Origin of the sequence: Legionella septentrionalis, assembly GCF_003989745.1 — a bacterium.
Taxonomy (GTDB): Bacteria; Pseudomonadota; Gammaproteobacteria; order Legionellales; family Legionellaceae; genus Legionella_A; species Legionella_A septentrionalis.
Map to the genome: position 1 here is coordinate 1 of NZ_RZGS01000020.1, position 24,438 is coordinate 24,438.

Sequence of the window (24,438 nt, forward strand, 5' to 3'; positions counted from 1 at the left end):
TGACATCGCTAAGCTCCACAAGGGTGGTATCAATCGTATCTTGAACCGTAATCGTTGCGGTGTCGCTGGTATCCAGTTGTTCGTAATTGCCACCGGTTGCATTGCTGATGCTGATGGTTTGGCTGCCGGCATCGATATAGGCATCATCCGTTGGGGCCGGGAAGGTAACACTGCCACTGGTTTGTCCTACCGCGATGGTGATGATTTCGCCATTGGATAAGGTAATGACCAGTGGGGTGTTTTGCGGTGCATTCTCAACGTTCGCGGTTAAGGTCACCATACCGCCTTCATCCACGGTGACATCGCTAAGCTCCACAAGGGTGGTATCAATGGTGTCTTGAACGGTAATCGTCGCCGTGTCACTGGTGTTTAATTGTTCGTAATTTCCACCCACTGCATTGCTGATGCTGATGGTTTGGCTTCCGGCATCAATATAAGCATCATCGGTTGGCGCTGGGAAGGTGACGCTGCCACTGGTTTGTCCTACCGCGATGGTGATGATTTCGCCATTGGATAAGGTAATGACCAGTGGGGTGTTTTGCGGTGCATTCTCAACGTTCGCGGTTAAGGTGATGTTACCGCCTTCATCGACGGTGACATCGCTAAGCTCCACAAGGGTGGTATCAATGGTGTCTTGAACGGTAATCGTTGCGGTGTCGCTGGTATCCAGTTGTTCGTAATTGCCACCCACTGCACTGCTGATGCTAATGGTTTGGCTATCGGCATCAATATAAGCATCATCCGTTGGGGCAGGGAAGGTGACGCTGCCACTGGTTTGTCCAGCGAGGATCGTAATGATTTCTCCATTGGACAACGTCAACGTTAAATCGGTTTGCGGTGCGTTGTTGACATTGGCGGTCAAAGTGATGGTGCCGCCTTCATTGACGGTGACATCGCCCAGGGTAACGGTGGTGGTATCAATGATATCTTGAACGGTAATCGTTGCGGTGTCGCTGGTATCCAATTGTTCGTAATTGCCACCAATTGCATTGCTGATGCTGATGGTTTGTGTACCGGCATCGATGTAGGCATCATCGGTTGGGGCTGGGAAGGTGACGCTGCCGCTCGTTTGTCCAGCAAGAATGGTGATCACTTCCCCATTGGACAGCGTTAAGGTTAAGTCTGTTTCCGGTGCATTGTTAACGTTGGCGGTTAAAGTGATGCTGCCGCCTTCATTGACGGTGACATCGCCTAAGGTGACGGTGGTGGTATCAATGGTATCCTGAATGGTAATCGTTGCGGTGTCGCTGGTGTTCAATTGTTCGTAATTGCCACCGGTTGCATTGCTGATGCTGATGGTTTGGCTATCGGCATCAATATAAGCATCATCGGTTGGGGCTGGGAAGGTAACGCTGCCGCTCGTTTGTCCAGCAAGAATGGTGATCACCTGTCCGTTAGACAGCGTTAACGTTAAATCGGTTTGCGGTGCGTTGTTGACATTAGCCGTCAAAGTCACCATACCACCTTCGTTAACGGTAACATCGCCCAGGGTAACGGTGGTGGTGTTGATGGTATCCTGAACCGTGATGGTTGCGGTGTCGCTAATATCCAATTGTTCGTAATTGCCACCGGCTGCATTGCTGATGCTGATGGTTTGGCTATCGGCATCGACGTAGGCATCATCGGTTGGCGCTGGGAAGGTGACGCTGCCACTCGTTTGTCCAGCGAGAATGGTGATCACCTGTCCGTTAGATAGCGTTAAGGTTAAATCGGTTTGCGGTGCATTATTGACATTGGCGGTTAAGGTGATGGTGCCGCCTTCATTGACGGTGACATCACCCAGGGTAACGGTGGTGGTGTTGATGGTATCTTGAACCGTGATGGTTGCGGTGTCGCTGGTATCCAATTGTTCGTAATTGCCACCGGTTGCATTGCTGATGCTGATGGTTTGCGTACCGGCATCGACGTAGGCATCGTCGGTTGGCGCTGGGAAGGTGACGCTGCCGCTGGTTTGTCCAGCGAGGATGGTAATGACTTGGCCATTGGACAGGGTTAAGGTTAAGTCGGTTTGCGGTGCATTGTTGACATTGGCGGTTAAGGTGATGGTGCCGCCTTCATTGACGGTGACATCGCCCAGGGTGACGGTGGTGGTGTCAATGGTATCTTGAACGGTAATCGTTGCGGTGTCGCTGGTATTCAATTGTTCGTAATTGCCACCGGCTGCATTGCTGATGCTGATGGTTTGGCTATCGGCATCGATATAAGCATCATCGGTTGGGGCTGGGAAGGTAACGCTGCCACTCGTTTGTCCAGCGAGAATGGTGATCACCTGTCCGTTAGATAGCGTTAAGGTTAAGTCTGTTTCCGGTGCATTGTTGACATTGGCGGTTAAAGTGATGGTGCCGCCTTCATTGACGGTGACATCGCCTAAGGTAACGGTGGTGGTATCAATGGTATCTTGAACCGTGATGGTTGCGGTGTCGCTGGTGTTCAAGCTTTCGTAATTGCCACCGGTTGCATTGCTGATGCTGATGGTTTGCGTACCGGCATCGATATAAGCATCGTCGGTTGGGGCTGGGAAGGTAACGCTGCCGCTGGTTTGCCCGGCGAGAATCGTAATGACTTCTCCATTGGACAGCGTTAACGTTAAATCGGTTTGCGGTGCATTGTTGACATTGGCGGTTAAGGTGATGGTGCCGCCTTCATTGACGGTGACATCGCCTAAGGTAACGGTGGTGGTATCAATGGTATCTTGAACGGTAATCGTTGCGGTGTCGCTGGTATCCAATTGTTCGTAATTGCCACCGGCTGCATTGCTGATGCTGATGGTTTGGCTATCGGCATCAATATAAGCATCATCGGTTGGCGCTGGGAAGGTGACGCTGCCACTCGTTTGTCCAGCGAAGATGGTAATGACTTCCCCATTGGACAGGGTTAAGGTTAAATCGGTTTGCGGTGCATTATTGACATTGGCGGTCAAAGTGATGGTGCCGCCTTCATTGACGGTGACATCGCCTAAGGTAACGGTGGTGGTGTCAATGGTATCTTGAACGGTAATCGTTGCGGTGTCACTGGTATCCAGTTGTTCGTAATTGCCACCGGTTGCATTGCTGATGCTGATGGTTTGCGTGCCGGCATCCACATAAGCATCGTCGGTTGGCGCTGGGAAGGTAACGCTACCGCTCGTTTGTCCAGCAAGAATGGTGATCACTTCCCCATTAGACAGCGTTAACGTTAAATCGGTTTGCGGTGCATTATTGACATTGGCGGTCAAAGTAATGGTGCCGCCTTCATTGACGGTGACATCGCCCAGGGTAACGGTGGTGGTATCAATGGTATCTTGCACCGTAATGGTCGCGGTGTCGCTGGTGTTCAAGCTTTCGTAATTGCCACCGGCTGCACTGCTGATGCTGATGGTTTGGCTATCGGCATTAATATAAGCATCATCCGTTGGCGCAGGGAAGGTGACGCTGCCACTGGTTTGTCCAGCGAGGATGGTAATGACTTCTCCATTGGACAGCGTTAAGGTTAAATCGGTTTGCGGTGCATTGTTGACGTTGGCGGTTAAGGTGATGGTGCCGCCTTCATTGACGGTGACATCGCCCAGGATGACGGTCGTGGTATCGACGGTGTCATTAATAGTAATGGTTGCCGTATCGCTGGTATCTAATTGTTCGTAATTGCCACCGGCTGCATTGCTGATGCTGATGGTTTGGCTATCCGCATCAATATAAGCATCATCGGTTGGCGCTGGGAAGGTGACGCTGCCACTCGTTTGTCCAGCGAGAATGGTGATCACCTGTCCGTTAGATAGCGTTAAGGTTAAGTCTGTTTCCGGTGCATTGTTGACATTGGCGGTTAAGGTGATGGTGCCGCCTTCATTGACGGTGACATCGCCTAAGGTAACGGTGGTGGTGTCAATGGTATCTTGAACGGTAATCGTTGCGGTGTCGCTGGTATCCAATTGTTCGTAATTGCCACCGGCTGCACTGCTGATGCTGATGGTTTGGCTATCGGCATTAATATAAGCATCATCCGTTGGCGCAGGGAAGGTGACGCTGCCACTGGTTTGTCCAGCGAGGATGGTAATGACTTCTCCATTGGACAGCGTTAAGGTTAAATCGGTTTGCGGTGCATTGTTGACGTTGGCGGTTAAGGTGATGGTGCCGCCTTCATTGACGGTGACATCGCCCAGGATGACGGTCGTGGTATCGACGGTGTCATTAATAGTAATGGTTGCCGTATCGCTGGTATCTAATTGTTCGTAATTGCCACCGGCTGCATTGCTGATGCTGATGGTTTGGCTATCCGCATCAATATAAGCATCATCGGTTGGCGCTGGGAAGGTGACGCTGCCACTCGTTTGTCCAGCGAGAATGGTGATCACCTGTCCGTTAGATAGCGTTAAGGTTAAGTCTGTTTCCGGTGCATTGTTGACATTGGCGGTTAAGGTGATGGTGCCGCCTTCATTGACGGTGACATCGCCTAAGGTAACGGTGGTGGTGTCAATGGTATCTTGAACGGTAATCGTTGCGGTGTCGCTGGTATCCAATTGTTCGTAATTGCCACCGGCTGCACTGCTGATGCTGATGGTTTGGCTATCGGCATCAATATAAGCATCATCGGTTGGGGCTGGGAAGGTAACGCTGCCGCTCGTTTGTCCAGCAAGAATGGTAATGACTTCCCCATTGGACAGCGTTAAGGTTAAATCGGTTTGCGGTGCATTGTTGACGTTGGCGGTTAAGGTGATGGTGCCGCCTTCATTGACGGTGACATCGCCCAGGGTGACGGTGGTGGTGTTGATGGTATCTTGAACCGTGATGGTTGCGGTGTCGCTGGTATCCAATTGTTCGTAATTGCCACCGGCTGCGCTGCTGATGCTGATGGTTTGGCTATCGGCATCAATATAAGCATCATCGGTTGGGGCTGGGAAGGTAACGCTGCCACTCGTTTGTCCAGCGAGAATGGTGATCACCTGTCCGTTAGATAGCGTTAAGGTTAAATCGGTTTGCGGTGCATTGTTGACATTGGCGGTTAAAGTGATGGTGCCGCCTTCATTGACGGTGACATCGCCCAGGGTGACGGTGGTGGTATCAATGGTATCTTGCACGGTAATGGTCGCGGTGTCGCTGGTGTTCAAGCTTTCGTAATTGCCACCGGCTGCATTGCTGATGCTGATGGTTTGGCTATCGGCATCAATGTAAGCATCATCCGTTGGAGCCGGGAACGTAACGCTACCGCTGGTTTGTCCAGCGAGGATCGTAATGATTTCTCCATTGGACAGCGTCAACGTTAAGTCGGTTTGCGGTGCATTGTTGACGTTGGCGGTTAAGGTCACCATACCGCCTTCATTGACGGTGATATCGCCTAAGGTGACGGTGGTGATATCAATGGTATCTTGAACCGTAATCGTTGCTGTATCGCTGGTGTTCAAATTTTCATAATTACCGCCCAATGCATCGCTGATGCTGATGGTTTGCGTACCTGCATCGATATAGGCATCATCTGTGGGTGCTGGGAAGGTAACGCTGCCACTGGTTTGTCCTACTGCTATGGTGATGATTTCGCCATTGGACAGGGTAATGGTGAGGGGCGTATCTTTCGGTGCGTTCTCAACGTTGGCGGTCAAAGTCACCATGCCGCCTTCATTGACGGTGACATCGCCCAGGGTGACGGCGGTGGTGTCGATGGTGTCTTGAATTGTAATGGTTGCCGTATCACTGGTATCCAATTGTTCGTAATTGCCACCGGTTGCACTGCTGATGCTGATGGTTTGTGTACCTGCATCGATATAGGCATCATCTGTGGGTGCTGGGAAGGTAACGCTGCCACTGGTTTGTCCTACTGCTATGGTGATGATTTCGCCATTGGATAAGGTAATGACCAGCGGGGTGTTTTGCGGTGCATTCTCGACATTGGCGGTTAAGGTCACCATACCGCCTTCATTGACGGTGACATCGCCCAGGGTGACGGCGGTGGTGTCGATGGTGTCTTGAATTGTAATGGTTGCCGTATCACTGGTATCCAGTTGTTCGTAATTGCCACCGGTTGCATTGCTGATGCTGATGGTTTGGCTGCCGGCATCAATATAAGCATCATCGGTTGGGGCAGGGAAGGTGACGCTGCCACTGGTTTGTCCTACCGCGATGGTGATGATTTCGCCATTGGATAAGGTAATGACCAGCGGGGTGTTTTGCGGTGCATTCTCAACGTTCGCGGTTAAGGTGATGGTGCCGCCTTCATTGACGGTGACATCGCCCAGAGTGATGGCGGTGGTATCAATGGTGTCTTGAACGGTAATCGTTGCGGTGTCGCTGGTGTTCAAGCTTTCGTAATTGCCGCCGGTTGCACTGCTGATGCTGATGGTTTGTGTACCTGCATCGATATAGGCATCATCTGTGGGTGCTGGGAAGGTGACGCTGCCGCTCGTTTGCCCCATCGCTATGGTGATGATTTCGCCATTGGACAGGGTAATGGTGAGCGGCGTATCTTGCGGTGCGTTCTCAACGTTCGCGGTTAAGGTGATGGTGCCGCCTTCATTGACGGTGACATCGCCCAGAGTGATGGCGGTGGTATCAATGGTGTCTTGAACGGTAATCGTCGCCGTGTCACTGGTATCCAATTGTTCGTAATTGCCACCGGTTGCACTGCTGATGCTGATGGTTTGTGTACCTGCATCGATATAGGCATCATCTGTGGGTGCTGGGAAGGTGACACTGCCACTGGTTTGTCCTACTGCTATGGTGATGATTTCGCCATTGGATAAGGTAATGACCAGCGGGGTGTTTTGCGGTGCGTTCTCGACATTGGCGGTTAAGGTCACCATACCGCCTTCATTGACGGTGACATCGCCCAGGGTGACGGCGGTGGTGTCGATGGTGTCTTGAATTGTAATGGTTGCCGTATCACTGGTATCCAGTTGTTCGTAATTGCCACCGGTTGCACTGCTGATGCTGATGGTTTGTGTACCTGCATCGATATAGGCATCATCTGTGGGTGCTGGGAAGGTGACACTGCCACTGGTTTGTCCTACTGCTATGGTGATGATTTCGCCATTGGATAAGGTAATGACCAGCGGGGTGTTTTGCGGTGCATTCTCGACATTGGCGGTTAAGGTCACCATGCCGCCTTCATTGACGGTGACATCGCCCAGGGTGACGGCGGTGGTGTCGATGGTGTCTTGAATTGTAATCGTTGCCGTATCACTGGTATCCAGTTGTTCGTAATTGCCACCGGTTGCACTGCTGATGCTGATGGTTTGTGTACCTGCATCGATATAGGCATCATCGGTTGGCGCTGGGAAGGTGACGCTGCCGCTCGTTTGCCCCACCGCTATGGTGATGATTTCGCCATTGGATAAGGTAATGACCAGTGGGGTGTTTTGCGGTGCATTCTCGACATTAGCGGTTAAGGTGATGGTGCCGCCTTCATTGACGGTGACATCGCCTAAGGTGACGGTGGTGGTATCAATGGTATCTTGAACCGTAATCGTTGCTGTATCGCTGGTATCCAATTGTTCGTAATTGCCACCAATTGCATTGCTGATGCTGATGGTTTGGCTGCCGGCATCGATATAAGCATCATCGGTTGGGGCAGGGAAGGTGACGCTGCCGCTCGTTTGTCCGGCGAGAATGGTAATCACTTGGCCATTAGACAAGGTTAAGGTTAAGTCTGTTTGCGGTGCATTATTGACATTGGCGGTTAAGGTGATGGTGCCGCCTTCATTGACGGTGACATCACTCAGGGTGACGGTAGTGGTATCAATGGTATCCTGAACCGTGATGGTTGCGGTGTCGCTGGTATCCAATTGTTCGTAATTGCCACCAATTGCATTGCTGATGCTGATGGTTTGGCTATCGGCATCGATGTAGGCATCATCGGTTGGCGCTGGGAAGGTAACGCTGCCACTGGTTTGTCCTACCGCGATGGTGATGATTTCGCCATTGGATAAGGTAATGACCAGTGGGGTGTTTTGCGGTGCATTCTCGACATTAGCGGTTAAGGTGATGTTACCGCCTTCATCGACGGTGACATCGCTAAGCTCCACAAGGGTGGTGTCAATGGTGTCTTGAACGGTGATGGTCGCCGTGTCACTGATATCCAATTGTTCGTAATTGCCACCGGCTGCGCTGCTGATGCTGATGGTTTGGCTATCGGCATCAATATAAGCATCGTCGGTTGGCGCCGGGAAGGTAACGCTGCCACTGGTTTGTCCTACTGCTATGGTGATGATTTCGCCATTGGATAAGGTAATGACCAGCGGGGTGTTTTGCGGTGCATTCTCGACATTAGCGGTTAAGGTCACCATACCGCCTTCATCCACGGTGACATCGCCTAAGGTGACGGTGGTGGTATCAATCGTATCTTGAACCGTAATCGTTGCGGTGTCACTGGTATCCAATTGTTCGTAATTGCCACCGGTTGCATTGCTGATGCTGATGGTTTGGCTATCGGCATCGATGTAGGCATCATCGGTTGGCGCTGGGAAGGTAACGCTGCCACTGGTTTGTCCAGCGAGGATGGTGATCACCTGTCCGTTAGACAGCGTTAAGGTTAAGTCGGTTTCCGGTGCATTGTTGACATTGGCAGTTAAGGTGATGGTGCCGCCTTCATTGACGGTGACATCGCTCAGGGTGACGGTGGTGGTGTCAATGGTATCTTGAACGGTAATCGTTGCGGTGTCGTTGGTATCCAATTGTTCGTAATTGCCACCGGTTGCATTGCTGATGCTGATGGTTTGGCTATCGGCATCGATGTAGGCATCATCGGTTGGCGCAGGGAAGGTGACGCTGCCGCTCGTTTGTCCAGCGAGGATGGTAATGACTTCTCCATTGGACAGCGTTAAGGTTAAATCGGTTTGCGGTGCATTATTCACATTGGCGGTTAAGGTCACCATACCGCCTTCATTGACGGTGACATCGCCTAAGGTGACGGTGGTGGTATCAATGGTATCTTGAACCGTAACCGTTGCGGTGTCGCTGGTATCCAATTGTTCGTAATTGCCACCGGTTGCATTGCTGATGCTGATGGTTTGGCTATCGGCATCGATGTAGGCATCATCCGTTGGGGCAGGGAAGGTGACGCTGCCACTGGTTTGTCCCACCGCGATGGTGATGATTTCGCCATTGGATAAGGTAATGGTGAGCGGCGTATCTTTCGGTGCATTCTCAACGTTCGCGGTTAAGGTGATGTTACCGCCTTCATTGACGGTGACATCGCCTAAGGTGACGGTGGTGGTATCAATGGTGTCTTGAACCGTAATCGTTGCGGTGTCGCTGGTATCCAGTTGTTCGTAATTGCCACCGGTTGCATTGCTGATGCTGATGGTTTGGCTGCCGGCATCGATGTAGGCATCATCCGTTGGGGCAGGGAAGGTGACGCTGCCACTGGTTTGTCCCACCGCGATGGTGATGATTTCGCCATTGGATAAGGTAATGGTGAGCGGCGTATCTTTCGGTGCATTCTCAACGTTCGCGGTTAAGGTGATGTTACCGCCTTCATTGACGGTGACATCGCCTAAGGTGACGGTGGTGGTATCAATGGTGTCTTGAACCGTAATCGTTGCGGTGTCGCTGGTATCCAGTTGTTCGTAATTGCCACCGGTTGCATTGCTGATGCTGATGGTTTGGCTGCCGGCATCGATGTAGGCATCATCCGTTGGGGCAGGGAAGGTGACGCTGCCACTGGTTTGTCCTACCGCGATGGTGATGACTTCGCCATTGGATAAGGTAATGGTGAGCGGGGTGTTTTGCGGTGCGTTCTCAACGTTCGCGGTTAAGGTGATGTTACCGCCTTCATTGACGGTGACATCGCCCAGGGTGACGGTGGTGGTATCAATGGTATCTTGAACGGTAATCGTCGCCGTGTCACTGGTATCCAGTTGTTCGTAATTTCCACCGGTTGCATTGCTGATGCTGATGGTTTGGCTGCCGGTATCAAGGTAAGCATTATCTGTGGGGGCTGGGAACGTCACGCTACCGCTGGTTTGTCCAGCGAGAATCGTAATGACTTGCCCGTTGGACAGCATTAACGTTAAATCCGTTTGTGGTGGGTTATCGACGCTGGCAGTTAAGGTAACTGTACCACCTTCATTGACAGTGACATTTCCGAGATTGACGGTGGTGGTATCGATAGTATCAGTAATTTCAGTAACAATCTGATCTTTATTTATCTGTAGATTTTCGGAATTGCCGGATACCTCTTTAATATTTACGCTTATGGTTTCAGCATCTAGATACACGTCTTCATGATTCAGAATTTCTTGGGTAACATAACCACTGGTCTGACCCGCAGGTATAATAATGATAAGATTATTACTTAAGGTAATGGTGGTATCATTTGCAACTGCATTACTCAAGGTAGCGGTGTATGTGATTTTTCCGCCACTTTCCAGAATAGAAGGTGTTGCACTTAAATTTAATGTATTTTCAATAATAGGAGGATGAGTTGGGGGTTCGATTGGCCCGGAGGTTTCAGAAGCCAATTCGACAACTGGGATGGTTCTTGGTAATAGGGTAATTTCTTGGGAAATCACTTCAAAGGGTCTTGAGAATTCGCCAAAACGAGAGGTAGTATCAAAACCTGCTTCCACATGACCGCGGGAATTAATAAATTCGACAAATACTATAGCGCTGGTGCTGCTTCCTAGAGCCATTGGGTTCGCTGCTAGAATATTAGCGCTTATCTCGCCGGCTGCTGTAGGTGGTAGGACCACGCTTAAGTCAATATCGGATTCTCTTATTTCAACAACGCCTTTATCAAGCTTTTTTCCATAAGGAGCTTTGGCGATGTCAAAATCGGTAAAAAATAAATGATAATAGATATTTTCAGTCAAGGTGGAAGGAAAAACCCATGATTGCACAGCGAACCGGACCGGTTGCTCTGTATTAATTGGGTTATCATGATTTAGGCCATGTTTAGTCATATCCTTGGCAAGTGTAAAAAAACCTCCCATAGCTATATTTATAGTCATATTCCATCACCATTCGTCATAAGCTTACCCCACACTATAAGTATAGTAATAGTGTGAAATAAATTGCTTAAATTAATTGCTCTTTACGCATTCTTAGCTCATTAAGCCATGTAAAACCTAGCTTATTTGTTTAATATTAGACCATTTTTAGGAATTTTGAATAACAAAATAAAATTTACAAAATATAGATGGAAAGACTATTTTTTAACGCTTAATAGTAAAGTAGGAGGTTCTATATAATTCCCTTGGAAATAGGCAATCCCTAATTTTTTAAGATAATTAAACTGGCTTTCATTCTCGACGGCCGTAGCGATCGGAATAATGTCCAAGCTATGACATGTAGTCACTAATTTAATAATGAAATCTTGAATAAATTTATTTTCTTCCACATCCTTAGACAGGCTACCGTCTAATTTCAAATAGGCGATATTTAATTTTTTCAAGTGTTCTAAAGATGCAATGGTTGCTCCTACGCGATCAAGTCCTACGGTATATCCTAATTGGACCAAATGATTAATGAAAGGGACTGCGGTATTCATCGATTGGTCCAGCAATACTTCGCTGATTTCAAAATGCAGTTTTGTTTTGCCTGTTTTAGCAATTTTTTCCACCAGCGATAAGAAATGTTGCTGTTTTTTTTCAGTATTGATGGTGGAAATAGACAAATTAAGAGCAAATGTCTCGGGTTTCTTAAGGCGAGCGATTTGATTTAAAACATATTCATCGATTTCCAGACCTAAATTATATTGTTCTGCAATTGGAAAAAATTCGCGTGCAGAAATTTCACGTGGGGAATCAGCAAGTTTAATAAAGCATTCCTTATGATAAATGCCATTAGGGGATTGGACGGGTTGTGAATATAAATTGAATTTTTCTTCCTGAATAGCGGAAATAATTTTCTCATGCCAGTGCTCTTTAGAAATGATTTCTTCGGCTTCTATCTCAGGTTCTATATAATAATGTGTTCTTCGTGTACGCTTTGCCTGATTGATTGCTTTGTCTGCGCGCAATAACAGTGCGCTGGCATCTTCATTAAAGTCACATTTCACCGCTGCAATAATACAGGAGAGGGATTTATCGAACCGTTTAACGAGCTTTTCGATTTGGATATAGATTTCGTTAATGACCGCTTCAATATTTTCACGATGACGTTCAATGATAATCGTGGCGAAACTTGGCCTGTCGAGACGTACGGTGAGGAATAAATTTTTATCAAAAAGAATATCGCCAAGCTTATTGCTTACGGTTTTTATAACTTCATCGCCTTCGGAATAGCTATAATGTGCATTAAATTCAGCCAGCCCTGCAATTTCGATTATCACTAAAAAACCAGGTGAAAAATCATCTTCACTAGATAAATATTGTTTCAGTTGCTGCAGGAAATAATTTTTATTCCCACGACCAGTTAAATTATCTTTATAAGCTTTCGCTCGAAGGCGCTCAGTTTCTTCAATTTGCATGGAAAAGAAGTGTTTTAGTTTTCTTACCATGACGTTGATTGCAGTAGAAAGTTGGTTCAATTCTTTCAGCTTGGGTTTGGTTTCAAGTATATAAAAGTTCTTCCTGCCAATATCTTGGGCCTGCTGGATAATAAGTTTTAACGGTCTGAACATAACCTTAATCAAAATCACAGAAATAATGGTGATGAATAAGGTAAGTAATAAAAATAGGGCAAATAATTTTTTAACTGTTTGCCATAATGCTTCGTAAGCCAGACTCATGTCACTGCGTACGATGACTTCACCAACTTGCTGCCATCCATGCACAATCAGTGCAGATTTTGGCTGATTTTTAAAATTCAGAATACGGATAAACCAATGGGGCACGGTTTGATGTTCGTTTTTAAGATAACGTGATACCAAGGTGTTTTTTTTGATGTCGCGTACGGTGATTACACAAAAGTAGCCGCGATCAAAAACTGCATTTATTTTAGCAATCATCGTACCTTTGTCTATTACATTCCCAAACTGATTGGATAGCGATAAACCAAGGGCAGTCGCGGTATCTTGCGCGTTGCGTTCCAATTGCTCTTCAAAATATGTTTTGGCTTGATATACCGTAATTAAAAAAGTCCCTAGAAACAGCGTGGATAATGCTGCAATTAGAATTATGATAGTTTGCTTGGATAATGTCACTTATATTCGCCTTGTAGTTTGATGCGCTCGATAAGCGCTTGCCATTTACTTAAACTACTCGCCTTTCCGTAAGGCCTTGCCCTGTCTATCCGTTCATACAGCCACACTTCTTCTGCGTTAAAACTATAGACAGGTATTAAATCCATTCTTTCCGGGGCTGGTAAAATTTTAGCTACCAAATTATCAAGAATTAATGGCTGCTCTTCCGGTTTTGGATAATAAGTTAACACCATGTGGGGTTTATTATCAGGCCGGATTGTTACATAAGTAATCCTTAATTTTTCTTCCGGGATCCCTAATGCTACTAATGTAAAATATTTTGCTATAGCAAAATCCTCACAGTCCCCGCCTCCTGCCTCTAAAAATTCCTGCGGGGTCAGCCATACATCAGCACTTCCTTGCAGGGGAGTATCAGGTATATAAGTTAACTGATTAAAAAAATTATTAACTTTTTCCAGTAATATTTTTACGTTAAGTGAACGGTTTTCTCTTATTAATTTTTTCCAGGCTGCTATACGTTGGTTTGCTGTTGCTTCCTGGGGAGAACTATGCTGGTTGGCATAAGCGTAGTCGCCGGAAATTTTAATAGCGTATTTAATCGTATAAACGGTGTATCCTAGGTATCCTGTGCATATTATGAGCAAAAAAAGTATTGTTTTTTTTAAAAATTTCGTGCTTTTGTCAAACGTAGTCATGAATTAGCGCACAAACCGCAAAGCTTTAAATGGGTTGCTATGTCCGCTCAAAAAAGGGATTAAACACCCTATACTGTTTAAAATTCGATATCGTGCGAAGACTTCATCATTGCGTGCTTGCAGGTAATCAATTTCTGCCCGGTTTTGCTCGTTTTGAGCATTGAGCAAATCCAGAAAAGAACGCTGGCCAATCTGGAATTGTTCGAAATAAGCTTGTTTGGTTTTCTTGGCATTAATTACGTAAGATGCCAAAGTCACAGCACGCTCAGCACTAGCGTGCCATGCATTATAAGCTAACCGTACCGTCTCTTTTAAATCCACCATGGTGTTATTTCGTATTTCCAAAGCCTGTTGAACTTGATAGGCTGTTTTTCTGGCATTGGCAAGGTCGCTGCCGCCGCGAAAGGCATTGTAGCGAGCCCTTATCATTGCCAAGTTGTCGTTATTTCGGCCCTCAAGACCGTCAAGGTTTCTGTTTCTGCCAGCGCTTATGACAGCATCGATTCTGGGATAAAAATTGGCATTAGCTACTTTATTCTGTGCCCTTGCCTCACGAATATCAGCAGTAGCCGCTTTCATTAAAGGATGATTATCCAATCCCTTTTGAATTCCTTCTTCCACCGTTTTAGGAAAAACAGTCGTGTCGGGCGGAGCAGGTTCTACTAAATGCTCAGGCCAGGTACCTACGAATTTTTTAAAGCGGATGCGGGCTTCTTCATAATTGCTTTGCGCACTGATTAAATTGGCTTTAGCCAGCGCTACACGTGATTTGGCTTGATCAAGTTCAGCCATGCGCGTAATGCCAGCGACACTTCTTTCTTCAATTAATTTTAATAACCGTCTGTGCTCAAATAAATTACTTCTAGCTAGTCTTACCAGCTTCATTTGCAGCAGAATATTTAAGTAAGCTTCTGTTGTATTGAGGGCTAAATCGTTTGCGACCCCCCCGGTTTTATAATTCAGTGATTGAAATGCAAAAATGTTACGCTCTACTTCCCCGACAATGCCGCCACCGGCAAAGATATTTTGCGTCAAAGCAACGTTGAATTCCTGGCGGTTGAGCGTGGTTTTATCTGAACCTTCTAGATCTACCGTTAGCGGGCTTTCAGTTTCTTCCCGGCCATAGCCACCATCAATATCAATTGAAGGAAAGAAGGCGCCTTTGGCTTCGGCAATTCCTTCGCGTGCGGCAAAGGTTTCTGCACGATTTTGCATAATTTCGGGATGATGGCGCAGGGTTTGTTGTACTGCTTCCACCAAGGTTTGTGCAGTCACGTGTTTAAAACCCAGCATAAGTAAAAATATAATTAATTTTCTATTATTTTTGAGCATTTAACTGCAAAACCACATAAGTTTGATAGTTAAGTTACACTGCTTGGGAGATGTTAGCAAGAGCACAAAAAATATCATGAACTTATTGACCTGACGATAAGCTACAGGTATTATTTGCGCTCTGTCCTTGGGATGGGTTCACGGGGTGTAGCGCAGTCTGGTAGCGCGCCTGCTTTGGGAGCAGGATGTCGGGAGTTCGAATCTCTCCACCCCGACCAATATTCACCCTCAATTCCGAGGGTATGTATTGCGCCCGTAGCTCATCTGGATAGAGCATCGGCCTTCTAAGCCGAGGGTAGCAGGTTCGAATCCTGCCGGGCGTGCCACGTCAAGCAGTATTCTTTGATATAATTGGTATATCCATGGTGGGCGTAGCTCAGTTGGTAGAGCCCCGGGTTGTGATCCCGGTTGTCGTGGGTTCGAGTCCCATCGTTCACCCCAAAATTCTTTTTGGCATATTCCCTATTTAATTTTGAGACTTTACAAGATAGTGGCACTGTTTAATAATTCCCACCTGTTTGCGAAAGTGGCGAAACTGGTAGACGCGCTGGATTTAGGTTCCAGTGGGGCAACCCGTGAGAGTTCGAGTCTCTCCTTTCGCACCATTCTATTAAATAATTTTCACGAGGTGACTAGATGTCCAAGCAAGTTTCTGTTGAGACCCTGAAAGGTTTAGAACGTAAAGTTACGATTTCGGTACCTACCGAAAAAGTAGAGGAGGAAGTGAGTCTACGCCTCAAGAATCTTGCTCGAAAAGTAAAGGTGTCTGGTTTCCGTCCAGGCAAGGTGCCTTTTGACGTTGTAAAAAAACGCTATGCGGATTCTGTACGCGAGGAAGTGGCTCGTGATATGGTTCAATCTACCCTGTATGAAGCATTGAAAGAGAAAGAATTAGTTCCTGCCGGATATCCTTCTGTGGAACCAGAGCAGCTTGAAGCGGGTAAAGATTTCCGTTACAGCGCAACTTTTGAAATATTTCCAGTTATTGAAGTCACTGAATTAAATCAAGATTCTGTTGAATTAATGCGTGCAGAAGTCAAAGACAGCGATGTTGATGCAATGCTTGAGAAGCTGCGCGAGCAAAATAAGGAGTGGGAAGAAGTTTCTCGTCCGATCGCTGATGGCGATAAAGCAATCATCGATTTTGAAGGTTTCCTCGCTGATACGGCTTTTGAAGGTGGAAGCGCCAAGGATTTTGAAGTCATCATTGGTTCAGGCTCTATGATCCCTGGTTTTGAGGAAGGGTTGTTAGGTGCAGAGCCAGGCAAAGAATTTGATATCAAGGTCAACTTCCCTGAAGATTATGGCCATAAAGATTTAGCTGGTAAAGAAGCCAAATTTAAAATTAAAGTTAAGCAGGTTTTGGCAGGAAAATTACCTGAATTCAACGACGCATTCGCCGAGAAATTCAACATCAAAGAAGGCGGTATGGAAGCGCTCAAGAAAGATATTAAAGAAAACATGGAAAGGGAACTTGAGCGTCGCATTAGTTCCCTGAATCGTGAAACTATCTTTAACAAGCTTTTGGAAAAAAATAAATTTGATTTGCCTATGTCCTTGATTAATCAGGAAATTGAGCATTTGAAACATGAAATGTTCCACCGCATTTTTGGTCCGGAACATAAAGAGGGTGAGCAAATTCCTGATTTTCCACGCTCCTTGTTCGAAGAGCAAGCTACTCGGCGTGTGCACTTGGGATTGCTTTTCTCTGAATATGTTAAAAAGCATGCAATCTCCGCAGACAAAGATCGCGTGGATGCAATGATTGAAAAATTGGCAAGCGCTTACGAAAGCCCTGACGAATTGCGTACATGGTATCGTGGCAATAAAGAGCGTCTGGCAGAAATTGAAGCATTAGTGATGGAAGAAATAGTTTCTGAGAAAATAGTTGCAGATGCTAAAGTTACTGAGAAGCAATCTACTTACGATGAAATCATGAATCCGAAGAAAGATAGCGAAAAAAATAGCGAAGAGGACAATGAGAAAGGAGCATAGCATGCAGGGATATTCAGACAACATAATAAGAAATGCCAGCGGACTTGTGCCTATGGTGATTGAGCAAACCTCGCGAGGCGAACGCTCTTATGATATTTATTCACGTCTGCTGAAAGAACGAATCATTTTTCTTTTGGGTGAAGTAGAAGATCATATGGCTAACCTGGTAGTAGCCCAGTTATTGTTCTTGGAATCTGAAAACCCAGATAAGGATATTTCTATTTATATCAATTCGCCCGGCGGCGTTGTTACAGCCGGGCTTGCAATTTACGATACCATGCAATTTATTAAGCCGGATGTTAGTACTCTATGCATCGGGCAGGCTGCGAGTGCTGCGGCTTTATTACTTTGTGCTGGCGCGGAAGGCAAGCGCTATTGTCTACCTAATGCCAGGGTCATGATCCATCAACCTCTAGGCGGATATCGTGGACAAGCAACAGATATCGAAATTCATGCCCGCGAAACATTAGCCGTACGTGAGCGTTTAAACAGCATTATGGCAAAACACACGAAAAAAACACCTGATCAAATCATGCTCGACACCGAACGGGATAACTTCATGAATGCCGAACGAGCCGCCGAATATGGATTGATTGATCAAGTGTTATATGACCGTAATTCCATACAGAAAACAGCAGCGAATACAGAAGTATAAGCAAGGATGAATACTTTGTTTCCCTTTATCGTCAGTCTCTGACTGGCGATAAATTTCTAATTGGCTAAAATTTTACTAAGAGATAATTTGTTAATCATTAGTAAAAAAGGGGTTTTATAGATGAGTAAAAGCAGTAACGGCGATGGGGACAAAGTTTTATATTGTTCCTTTTGTGGCAAAAGCCAGCATGAAGTAAAGAAATTGATTGCGGGCCCATCTGTGTTCGTGTGTGATGAGTGCGTTGAATTATGTAATGACATCATTCGTGAAGAAACCCAAGAGGCCCATGAAGAGACAGAGTCACATTTACCTACACCTAAGGAAATTTCTACGTTTCTGGATGAATATGTAATTGGGCAAGTGCATGCTAAGAAAGTTTTGGCTGTAGCAGTATATAACCATTACAAACGCATGCAGCACAAATCGGAGGATGGCGTAGAGCTTGGCAAAAGTAATATTTTGCTGATTGGGCCTACGGGTAGTGGTAAAACATTGCTTGCACAAACTCTGGCGAGATTATTGAATGTACCTTTTGCCATCGCTGATGCCACAACTCTTACGGAAGCGGGGTATGTAGGCGAGGACGTTGAAAACATCATTCAGAAATTACTGCAGAAGTGTGATTATGATGTTGATAAGGCACAGAAAGGTATCGTTTATATTGATGAAATCGATAAAATTTCACGTAAGTCTGATAATCCATCCATCACCCGGGATGTTTCCGGTGAAGGCGTACAGCAAGCCTTGTTGAAATTAATCGAAGGCACAGTAGCTTCTGTTCCTCCACAAGGGGGCCGTAAGCACCCACAACAAGAATTCCTCCAAGTTGACACGTCCAATATCTTATTTATTTGTGGCGGTGCTTTCGCAGGCCTTGACAAGATTATTCGCGAACGCAGCGATAAATCCGGCATCGGCTTTTCGGCGCAGCTAAAAAATAAAAAAGATGGAAGCGATTTGGAGAAAGTATTAAGCTCTCTTGAGTCTGAAGACTTAGTGAAGTATGGCCTTATTCCTGAATTCGTAGGACGGTTGCCTGTCGTAGCTAATCTACATGAATTAAATGAAGAAGCTTTGATAGACATTCTTGTTCGCCCTAAAAATGCATTAACTAAACAGTTCCATGCGTTATTTAAAATGGAAGGTGTGGAATTGGAGTTTCGTGAAGAAGCATTGCATTTAATTGCTAAAAAAGCATTGGAAAGAAAAATTGGCGCTCGCGGTTTGCGGTCTATTCTCGAAAATATTCTTCTAGATACCATGTATGAATTACCTTCGTTGGCAGAGGTAAATAAAGTAGTCGTTGATGAGAATGTTGTTAATAATTCCGGCAAGCCTATTTTGATTTACGCCACTGAGGAACTCAAACAATCCGCTGCCGGTGGTGCTGAATAATTGCATTTAACAAGGATGCATGTTTCTTAAAGTATTAAAGGCTGCACTGGTCTTACTGATTAGTGCAGAGCTTTAAATATATCGTATTCTAAATTTAATTATCATTTGAATAAGGGAACATCATGTCGAATGAAAATGAATTGGTGCCCAATGACAATGAAACATTGTCGAGTTTACCTGTTTTACCCCTCCGCGATGTAGTTGTATACCCGCATATGGTTATCCCTTTATTTGTTGGTCGCGAAAAGTCCATTAAGGCCCTAGAAGCCGCAATGTTGAACAATAAGCAAATTTTTCTGGTAGCACAACGCAAGTCGGCCAATGACGATCCAAATCCCAAAGACTTATTTGATTTTGGAACTGTTTCCAGTGTTTTGCAGTTGCTGAAATTACCTGATGGGACGGTTAAAGTTCTGGTGGAAGGAGAGCAGCGCGCGCGGGTGACTGAGTATTCTTTAACGGAAGGATATTTGTCAGCTTCCCTGGAAATGGTGGAGGAAGTGAGTGAAGCGCTGAAGGAACAGGAAATTGAAATATTAATGCGCTCCCTCATGTCGCAATTTGAACAATATATCAAGCTTAATAAAAAAATTCCTCCTGAGGTTTTAAGCTCAATTGCCGGAATTGAGGAGGCAGGTAGATTAGCAGATACCATAGCGGCTCATCTCACTTTGAAAGTTGAAGATAAAGAAGAGCTTCTTGAGACGTTGGATATTGGCACGCGTCTGGAACGGTTAATGGGCGCTATCGAATCCGAGATTGATTTGCTACAGGTAGAAAAGCGGGTGCGTGGCCGCGTTAAACGGCAAATGGAAAAAAGCCAGCGTGAATATTATCTCAACGAACAAATCAAGGCAATCCAGAAAGAACTGGGTGAAATTACCGAAGAAGGTAGCGAAATTGAGCAGCTTGAAAAAGCCATAGACAAGGCTGGTATGCCAAAAGAAGCCAGAGACAAGGCTTTATCCGAATTGCATAAACTAAAATTAATGTCGCCCATGTCTGCTGAAGCTACAGTGATTCGTAATTATTTGGACTGGATGCTTAGCGTACCGTGGAAAAAAAGAAACAAAATTCAGTTTGATCTTATCAAAGCGGAAAAATTACTTGATAAAGATCATTATGGCTTAGAAAAAGTAAAAGAACGCATTCTGGAATATTTGGCTGTACAACAGCGTGTAAAGCGCCTGAAAGGACCTATTCTTTGCTTGGTTGGACCGCCAGGTGTAGGAAAAACTTCATTGGGACAATCCATTGCCAATGCAACTGGCCGCAAATTTATCCGCATAGCTTTAGGCGGCGTTCGTGATGAAGCAGAGATCCGTGGGCATCGCCGTACCTACATTGGTTCCATGCCTGGAAAAATTATCCAGAAATTATGTAAGGCAGGCGTTAAAAACCCGCTTATTATGCTGGATGAAGTGGATAAAATGGCAATGGATTTCCGCGGTGATCCTGCTTCTGCATTGCTTGAAGTGCTGGATCCGGAGCAAAACCATACGTTTAACGATCATTACTTGGAAGTTAACTACGATTTAAGCGATGTAATGTTTATTGCAACAGCGAACTCGCTTGAAATTCCGGCTCCTTTACTGGACAGGATGGAAGTCATCCGGTTGGCAGGGTATACCGAAGACGAAAAAGTTAACATCGCTAAAAATTACCTGGTTCCAAAGCAAATCGAACTGAATGGTTTGAAACCTTCTGAAATTCAGATAAAGGAAGACGCTATTCATGAAATCATTCGCCATTATACCCGTGAAGCCGGCGTGCGTAATTTGGAACGTGATATTGCCAGCATTTGCCGTAAAGTGGTTAAAGATATCCTTACGCATAAACGCGTTAAAAAAATTACGGTCACACGTAACAATGTTGAAAAGTATCTGGGAGTGAAAAAATTTCGCTATGGTCTTGCTGAACAGTTTGATCAAGTCGGTCAAGTTACTGGTTTAGCTTGGACCAGTGTAGGAGGCGAATTACTTACCATAGAAGCGTCTATGATGCCTGGTAAGGGAAAAACCATACATACCGGCCAGTTGGGCGAGGTGATGCAGGAATCCATCCATGCAGCTATGACTGTAGTACGCAGTCGCGCTGAATTGTTTGGTCTTGCTCCTGATTTTTATGATAAACATGATTTTCATGTTCATGTACCAGAGGGAGCAACACCTAAAGATGGACCCAGTGCGGGTATTGGCATGTGTACTGCTTTGGTATCCATCATTACACAAATCCCGGTTCGAGCGGATGTGGCCATGACTGGGGAAATCACCTTACGTGGGCAGGTTTTACCTATTGGTGGATTAAAAGAAAAACTGCTGGCCGCTCATCGGGGAGGTATTAAACATGTCATTATACCCGAGGAGAATAAAAAAGATCTGGTCGATATTCCCGATAACGTATTGAAAAAATTAACAATTCATACGGTAAAGAACGTGGAACAAGTATTGCAGATTGCTTTGAAAAACAGCCCCTTAGTCCATCAAGCAGCTTCTCCCGCGCTTCATGTAGAACAAAGTGTAAAAAAAATTGAAAATAAGGATTTACACTCTCCTCAATAAAGAGTATATTTCTCCCGTTGCCCGCTACTGGCGGGCTTTCAAGGATGTAAAACAGCTTGACGAGAGTAATTGAATCTGGTTTAATCAGCTCCGCTAAAGGATGAATAACAGCAAAGGGGAAAAGATGAATAAAAGTGAATTGGTTGAAGCAATCGCTAATGGTTCAGGCGTAACAAAAGCAGTTGCCGGAAGAGTTTTAGATACCTTTATGGCAACAGTTAGTGATGTTCTGAAAAACGGCGACCAAATCGTTTTACCAGGATTCGGGTCTTTTTCAACCGGCAGCCGTTCTGCGCGTACTGGACGTAATCCGCAGACAGGTAAGACTATAAATATTCCGGCTTCTCGAGTTGCGAAATTCAAAGCAGGTAAGAAATTAAAAGAAGCTGTACAAGAAGCTTAGAATTCTTGGGTGCTTAGCTCAGCTGGGAGAGCATCGCCCTTACAAGGCGAGGGTCGCAGGTTCGATCCCTGCAGCACCCACCATGAAATGGAGTGGTAGTTCAGTTGGTTAGAATACCGGCCTGTCACGCCGGGGGTCGCGGGTTCGAGTCCCGTCCACTCCGCCAGCATCACGCGCGCCGAAAGGCGCGTTTTTTTTATCAGGATTTTGTGTAATCAGCTTGTGATTGCGGTTGCGCGAAAACTCCCTAACAGGGACATCCTAGTTGCTTGGGTGGTGACGTCAGCCCAAAAATATAGAAAATTCAACAACGGGAAGACGGGCATCGAGTTAATTGAGGTGAATTACTCCTTGTAGAAGCTTGATTGTCTATAAGACTTGAATTTGCTATCTTCTTGCGAGTTAATCAATTATGGAATTTCTTACATGTTGCAGAAGCTAAATGAACGCATCCAGGGGATTATAGCTTGGGTAGTCATTATTCTCATCGCAGTAACATTTACCCTTTTCGGTATTGATTACTACATGCAGTCACACCAAGATACAAGCATCCAGGTCGAAGTAAACGGACAACCCATCACTAAACAAGCATTCGAATTAAGCTATCAGCGCACCCGCCAGTTCAGTGAGCCTGCACAAATTACAGCTACTTCAGAAAGTGAGCTTAAAAAACAAGTCTTAAATGATATGATGCTGAATACGGTAAGCGTTCAATCTGCACAAAAAAGTGGCTTTGAAGTGAGCTCTGATCAAGCAAATTCTGCGATTTTAAATATTCCACAATTTCAAGAAGACGGGCATTTCTCACAAGATAGATACCAACAAGCGTTAACAGGCGCCTTGTTCACTCCGGAAACTTTCCAACGTGAAGTACGCCAGGGCATGTTGTTAAATCAACAGCGGTTTGCTTTCATTGGTACAGCATTTGCTCTGCCTTCTGAAGTGACACGCTTCGTGCGTTTATACATGCAAACCCGGGATTACAGTTATCTCCCCATACCTGCGTTCCCCTTTATGAAACAAGTTACTGTTTCGGAAGAAGAAATTAAAAATTATTACCAACAGCATAAAAAACAATTTATGGCTCCCGAAAAAGTTAGTATCGAATTCGTGCGTCTTTCCATGCGGGATATTAAAGAAAAAATTCAGGTTTCTGATGAAGAAATAAAAAGTTATTACGATGAAAATCAAAATAACTATCTCACGCCGACTCAATGGCAAGTGGCGCATATTTTGTTTGCTGTCCCGACTGATGCTTCCGAGGACGAGCAACAACAAACACAGCAAAAGGCTGAGCAAGTTTATCAACTTTTGCAACAAAAGCCCGAGTTATTTGAAGAGCAGGTAAAGCTTCATTCCAGTGATAAAATATCTGTAATGAACAAAGGTATTTTGCCTTGGATTATTGCCGGACAGTCGGAATTTGATAAAGTTTTGATAACGATGGATAAACCAGGCCAAATTTCTGCTCCCACAAAATCACGGCATGGGTATGAAATTTTTAAATTGGTGGGATATAAGCCATCTGCTATCAAACCTTTTTCTGAGGTTAAGCAAGAGATAAAAGAGCAAATGCTGACCGAACAAGTGCAAACGAAGTATACACAGGCTTTAGAGCAGCTATCTGATTTAAGTTATCAAACTCCGGATTCTTTGGCGCCTGTAGCGGATGCTTTGAAATTGCAAATAGAGCAAGCGGAACCGTTTTCGCGTCAAGGTGGCAATCATGCAATTACCCAGAATAAACAAGTCATTAATGCTGCTTTTAGCCATGATGTGTTGGAGCTTGGCAATAACAGCGAGCCTATCCAGATTGATAATGACAGTGTCATTGTTCTGCGTCTGAATAAGCATATACCGGCTGCCGAAAAAACGTTGGCTGAGGTCCATGGCATGATTGCAGATAAATTGGCAAAAGAAAAAGCTGAAGCGCAAGCTACAAAGCTTGGCAAGATATTGCTTAGTGGCAAGGACGTACTGCAACAGGAAAAATTAATTGAGGAAAACCACTTGCAATGGCAAAGTGTTGCCGAGGCGACGCGGGAAACAGACAAAGCGCCAGAGGCTGTAAATGAATTGGCATTTAATCTAGCTCGTGCAGGTGCTCATGCAGGCCGAAAAATGGCAAATGGAGATTATGTTATTGTTCAGCTGAAAAGAATTAATGACGGGAAAGTCGAGGCTCTTGATAAAGAGCAAGTAGCCAGCATCACCCAGCAATTGGAGGCGAGCTACGGCGTTATGGATTATGATCTCTACGTCAATGGCCTCTTAAAAGAGGCTAAAATAGTTAAACACTAATTTTATCCAGATCCTCAGAATTTTCATGAATCCTATAGGTATGCACATGCATAC

At 45.5% G+C, this 24,438-nt stretch carries 10 protein-coding genes and 6 tRNA genes; 12 read left to right on the top strand and 4 right to left on the bottom strand.

The features are described from left to right. From ELY11_RS07630 to ELY11_RS07645, 4 genes are all read right to left on the bottom strand, one after another. Positions 1–10,912: immunoglobulin-like domain-containing protein (locus tag ELY11_RS07630; protein WP_148110518.1), on the bottom strand; the 10,912-nt coding region annotated here is incomplete at its 3' end. 197 nt (positions 10,913–11,109) lie between these two features. Next, on the bottom strand, positions 11,110–13,047 hold the full coding sequence (locus tag ELY11_RS07635; protein WP_127032937.1) for a bifunctional diguanylate cyclase/phosphodiesterase: 1,938 nt from the start codon (positions 13,045–13,047) through the stop codon (positions 11,110–11,112). Further along, the gene (locus ELY11_RS07640; protein WP_127032939.1) at positions 13,044–13,742 is read right to left on the bottom strand and encodes a transglutaminase-like cysteine peptidase; all 699 of its coding nucleotides are present in this window, start codon (positions 13,740–13,742) and stop codon (positions 13,044–13,046) included. The genes ELY11_RS07635 and ELY11_RS07640 overlap by 4 nt, the downstream gene beginning before the upstream one ends. A 3-nt stretch (positions 13,743–13,745) precedes the next feature. Then, a complete protein-coding gene (locus tag ELY11_RS07645; protein WP_126952923.1) occupies positions 13,746–15,074 on the bottom strand; it encodes a TolC family outer membrane protein in 1,329 nt (442 codons plus the stop codon). 141 nt (positions 15,075–15,215) lie between these two features. Between ELY11_RS07645 and ELY11_RS07650 the strand changes: the two genes are divergently transcribed. The 12 genes from ELY11_RS07650 to ELY11_RS07705 all read left to right on the top strand — a co-directional run bounded on the left by ELY11_RS07650 (position 15,216) and on the right by ELY11_RS07705 (position 24,384). After that, a tRNA-Pro gene (locus ELY11_RS07650) sits at positions 15,216–15,292 on the top strand. Between the two features lie 31 nt (positions 15,293–15,323). Beyond that, a tRNA-Arg gene (locus tag ELY11_RS07655) sits at positions 15,324–15,400 on the top strand. 39 nt (positions 15,401–15,439) lie between these two features. After that, a tRNA-His gene (locus ELY11_RS07660) sits at positions 15,440–15,515 on the top strand. Positions 15,516–15,594: 79 nt separating this feature from the next. Next, a tRNA-Leu gene (locus ELY11_RS07665) sits at positions 15,595–15,679 on the top strand. Between the two features lie 31 nt (positions 15,680–15,710). Continuing rightward, positions 15,711–17,069, top strand: coding sequence for a trigger factor (tig, locus tag ELY11_RS07670; RefSeq protein ID WP_126952924.1), 1,359 nt, complete (start codon positions 15,711–15,713; stop codon positions 17,067–17,069). A gap of 1 nt (position 17,070) precedes the next feature. Beyond that, positions 17,071–17,724, top strand: coding sequence for an ATP-dependent Clp endopeptidase proteolytic subunit ClpP (gene clpP, locus ELY11_RS07675; protein WP_126952925.1), 654 nt, complete (start codon positions 17,071–17,073; stop codon positions 17,722–17,724). 120 nt (positions 17,725–17,844) lie between these two features. Beyond that, entirely contained in the window at positions 17,845–19,119 is a 1,275-nt protein-coding gene (gene clpX / locus ELY11_RS07680) for an ATP-dependent Clp protease ATP-binding subunit ClpX (protein ID WP_126952926.1), read from the top strand. A gap of 122 nt (positions 19,120–19,241) precedes the next feature. Beyond that, a complete protein-coding gene (lon, locus tag ELY11_RS07685; protein WP_126952927.1) occupies positions 19,242–21,680 on the top strand; it encodes an endopeptidase La in 2,439 nt (812 codons plus the stop codon). 124 nt (positions 21,681–21,804) lie between these two features. Further along, complete coding sequence (locus ELY11_RS07690; protein ID WP_199737579.1) at positions 21,805–22,083, top strand: HU family DNA-binding protein; 279 nt, start codon at positions 21,805–21,807, stop codon at positions 22,081–22,083. Between the two features lie 7 nt (positions 22,084–22,090). Further along, positions 22,091–22,166 (top strand) — tRNA-Val (locus ELY11_RS07695). A 6-nt stretch (positions 22,167–22,172) separates the two neighbouring features. Beyond that, a tRNA-Asp gene (locus tag ELY11_RS07700) sits at positions 22,173–22,249 on the top strand. Between the two features lie 260 nt (positions 22,250–22,509). Further along, on the top strand, positions 22,510–24,384 hold the full coding sequence (locus tag ELY11_RS07705) for a SurA N-terminal domain-containing protein (protein ID WP_127032941.1): 1,875 nt from the start codon (positions 22,510–22,512) through the stop codon (positions 24,382–24,384). Positions 24,385–24,438: the final 54 nt, after the last annotated feature.

Coding starts and splice junctions, on each gene's coding strand:
- ELY11_RS07705 (WP_127032941.1), top strand. CDS start 22,510: ATGTTGCAGAAGCTAAATGAACGCATCCAGGGGATTATAGCTTGGGTA.
- ELY11_RS07690 (WP_199737579.1), top strand. CDS start 21,805: ATGAATAAAAGTGAATTGGTTGAAGCAATCGCTAATGGTTCAGGCGTA.
- clpX (WP_126952926.1), top strand. CDS start 17,845: ATGAGTAAAAGCAGTAACGGCGATGGGGACAAAGTTTTATATTGTTCC.
- tig (WP_126952924.1), top strand. CDS start 15,711: ATGTCCAAGCAAGTTTCTGTTGAGACCCTGAAAGGTTTAGAACGTAAA.
- ELY11_RS07645 (WP_126952923.1), bottom strand. CDS start 15,074: ATGCTCAAAAATAATAGAAAATTAATTATATTTTTACTTATGCTGGGT.
- lon (WP_126952927.1), top strand. CDS start 19,242: ATGTCGAATGAAAATGAATTGGTGCCCAATGACAATGAAACATTGTCG.
- clpP (WP_126952925.1), top strand. CDS start 17,071: ATGCAGGGATATTCAGACAACATAATAAGAAATGCCAGCGGACTTGTG.
- ELY11_RS07640 (WP_127032939.1), bottom strand. CDS start 13,742: ATGACTACGTTTGACAAAAGCACGAAATTTTTAAAAAAAACAATACTT.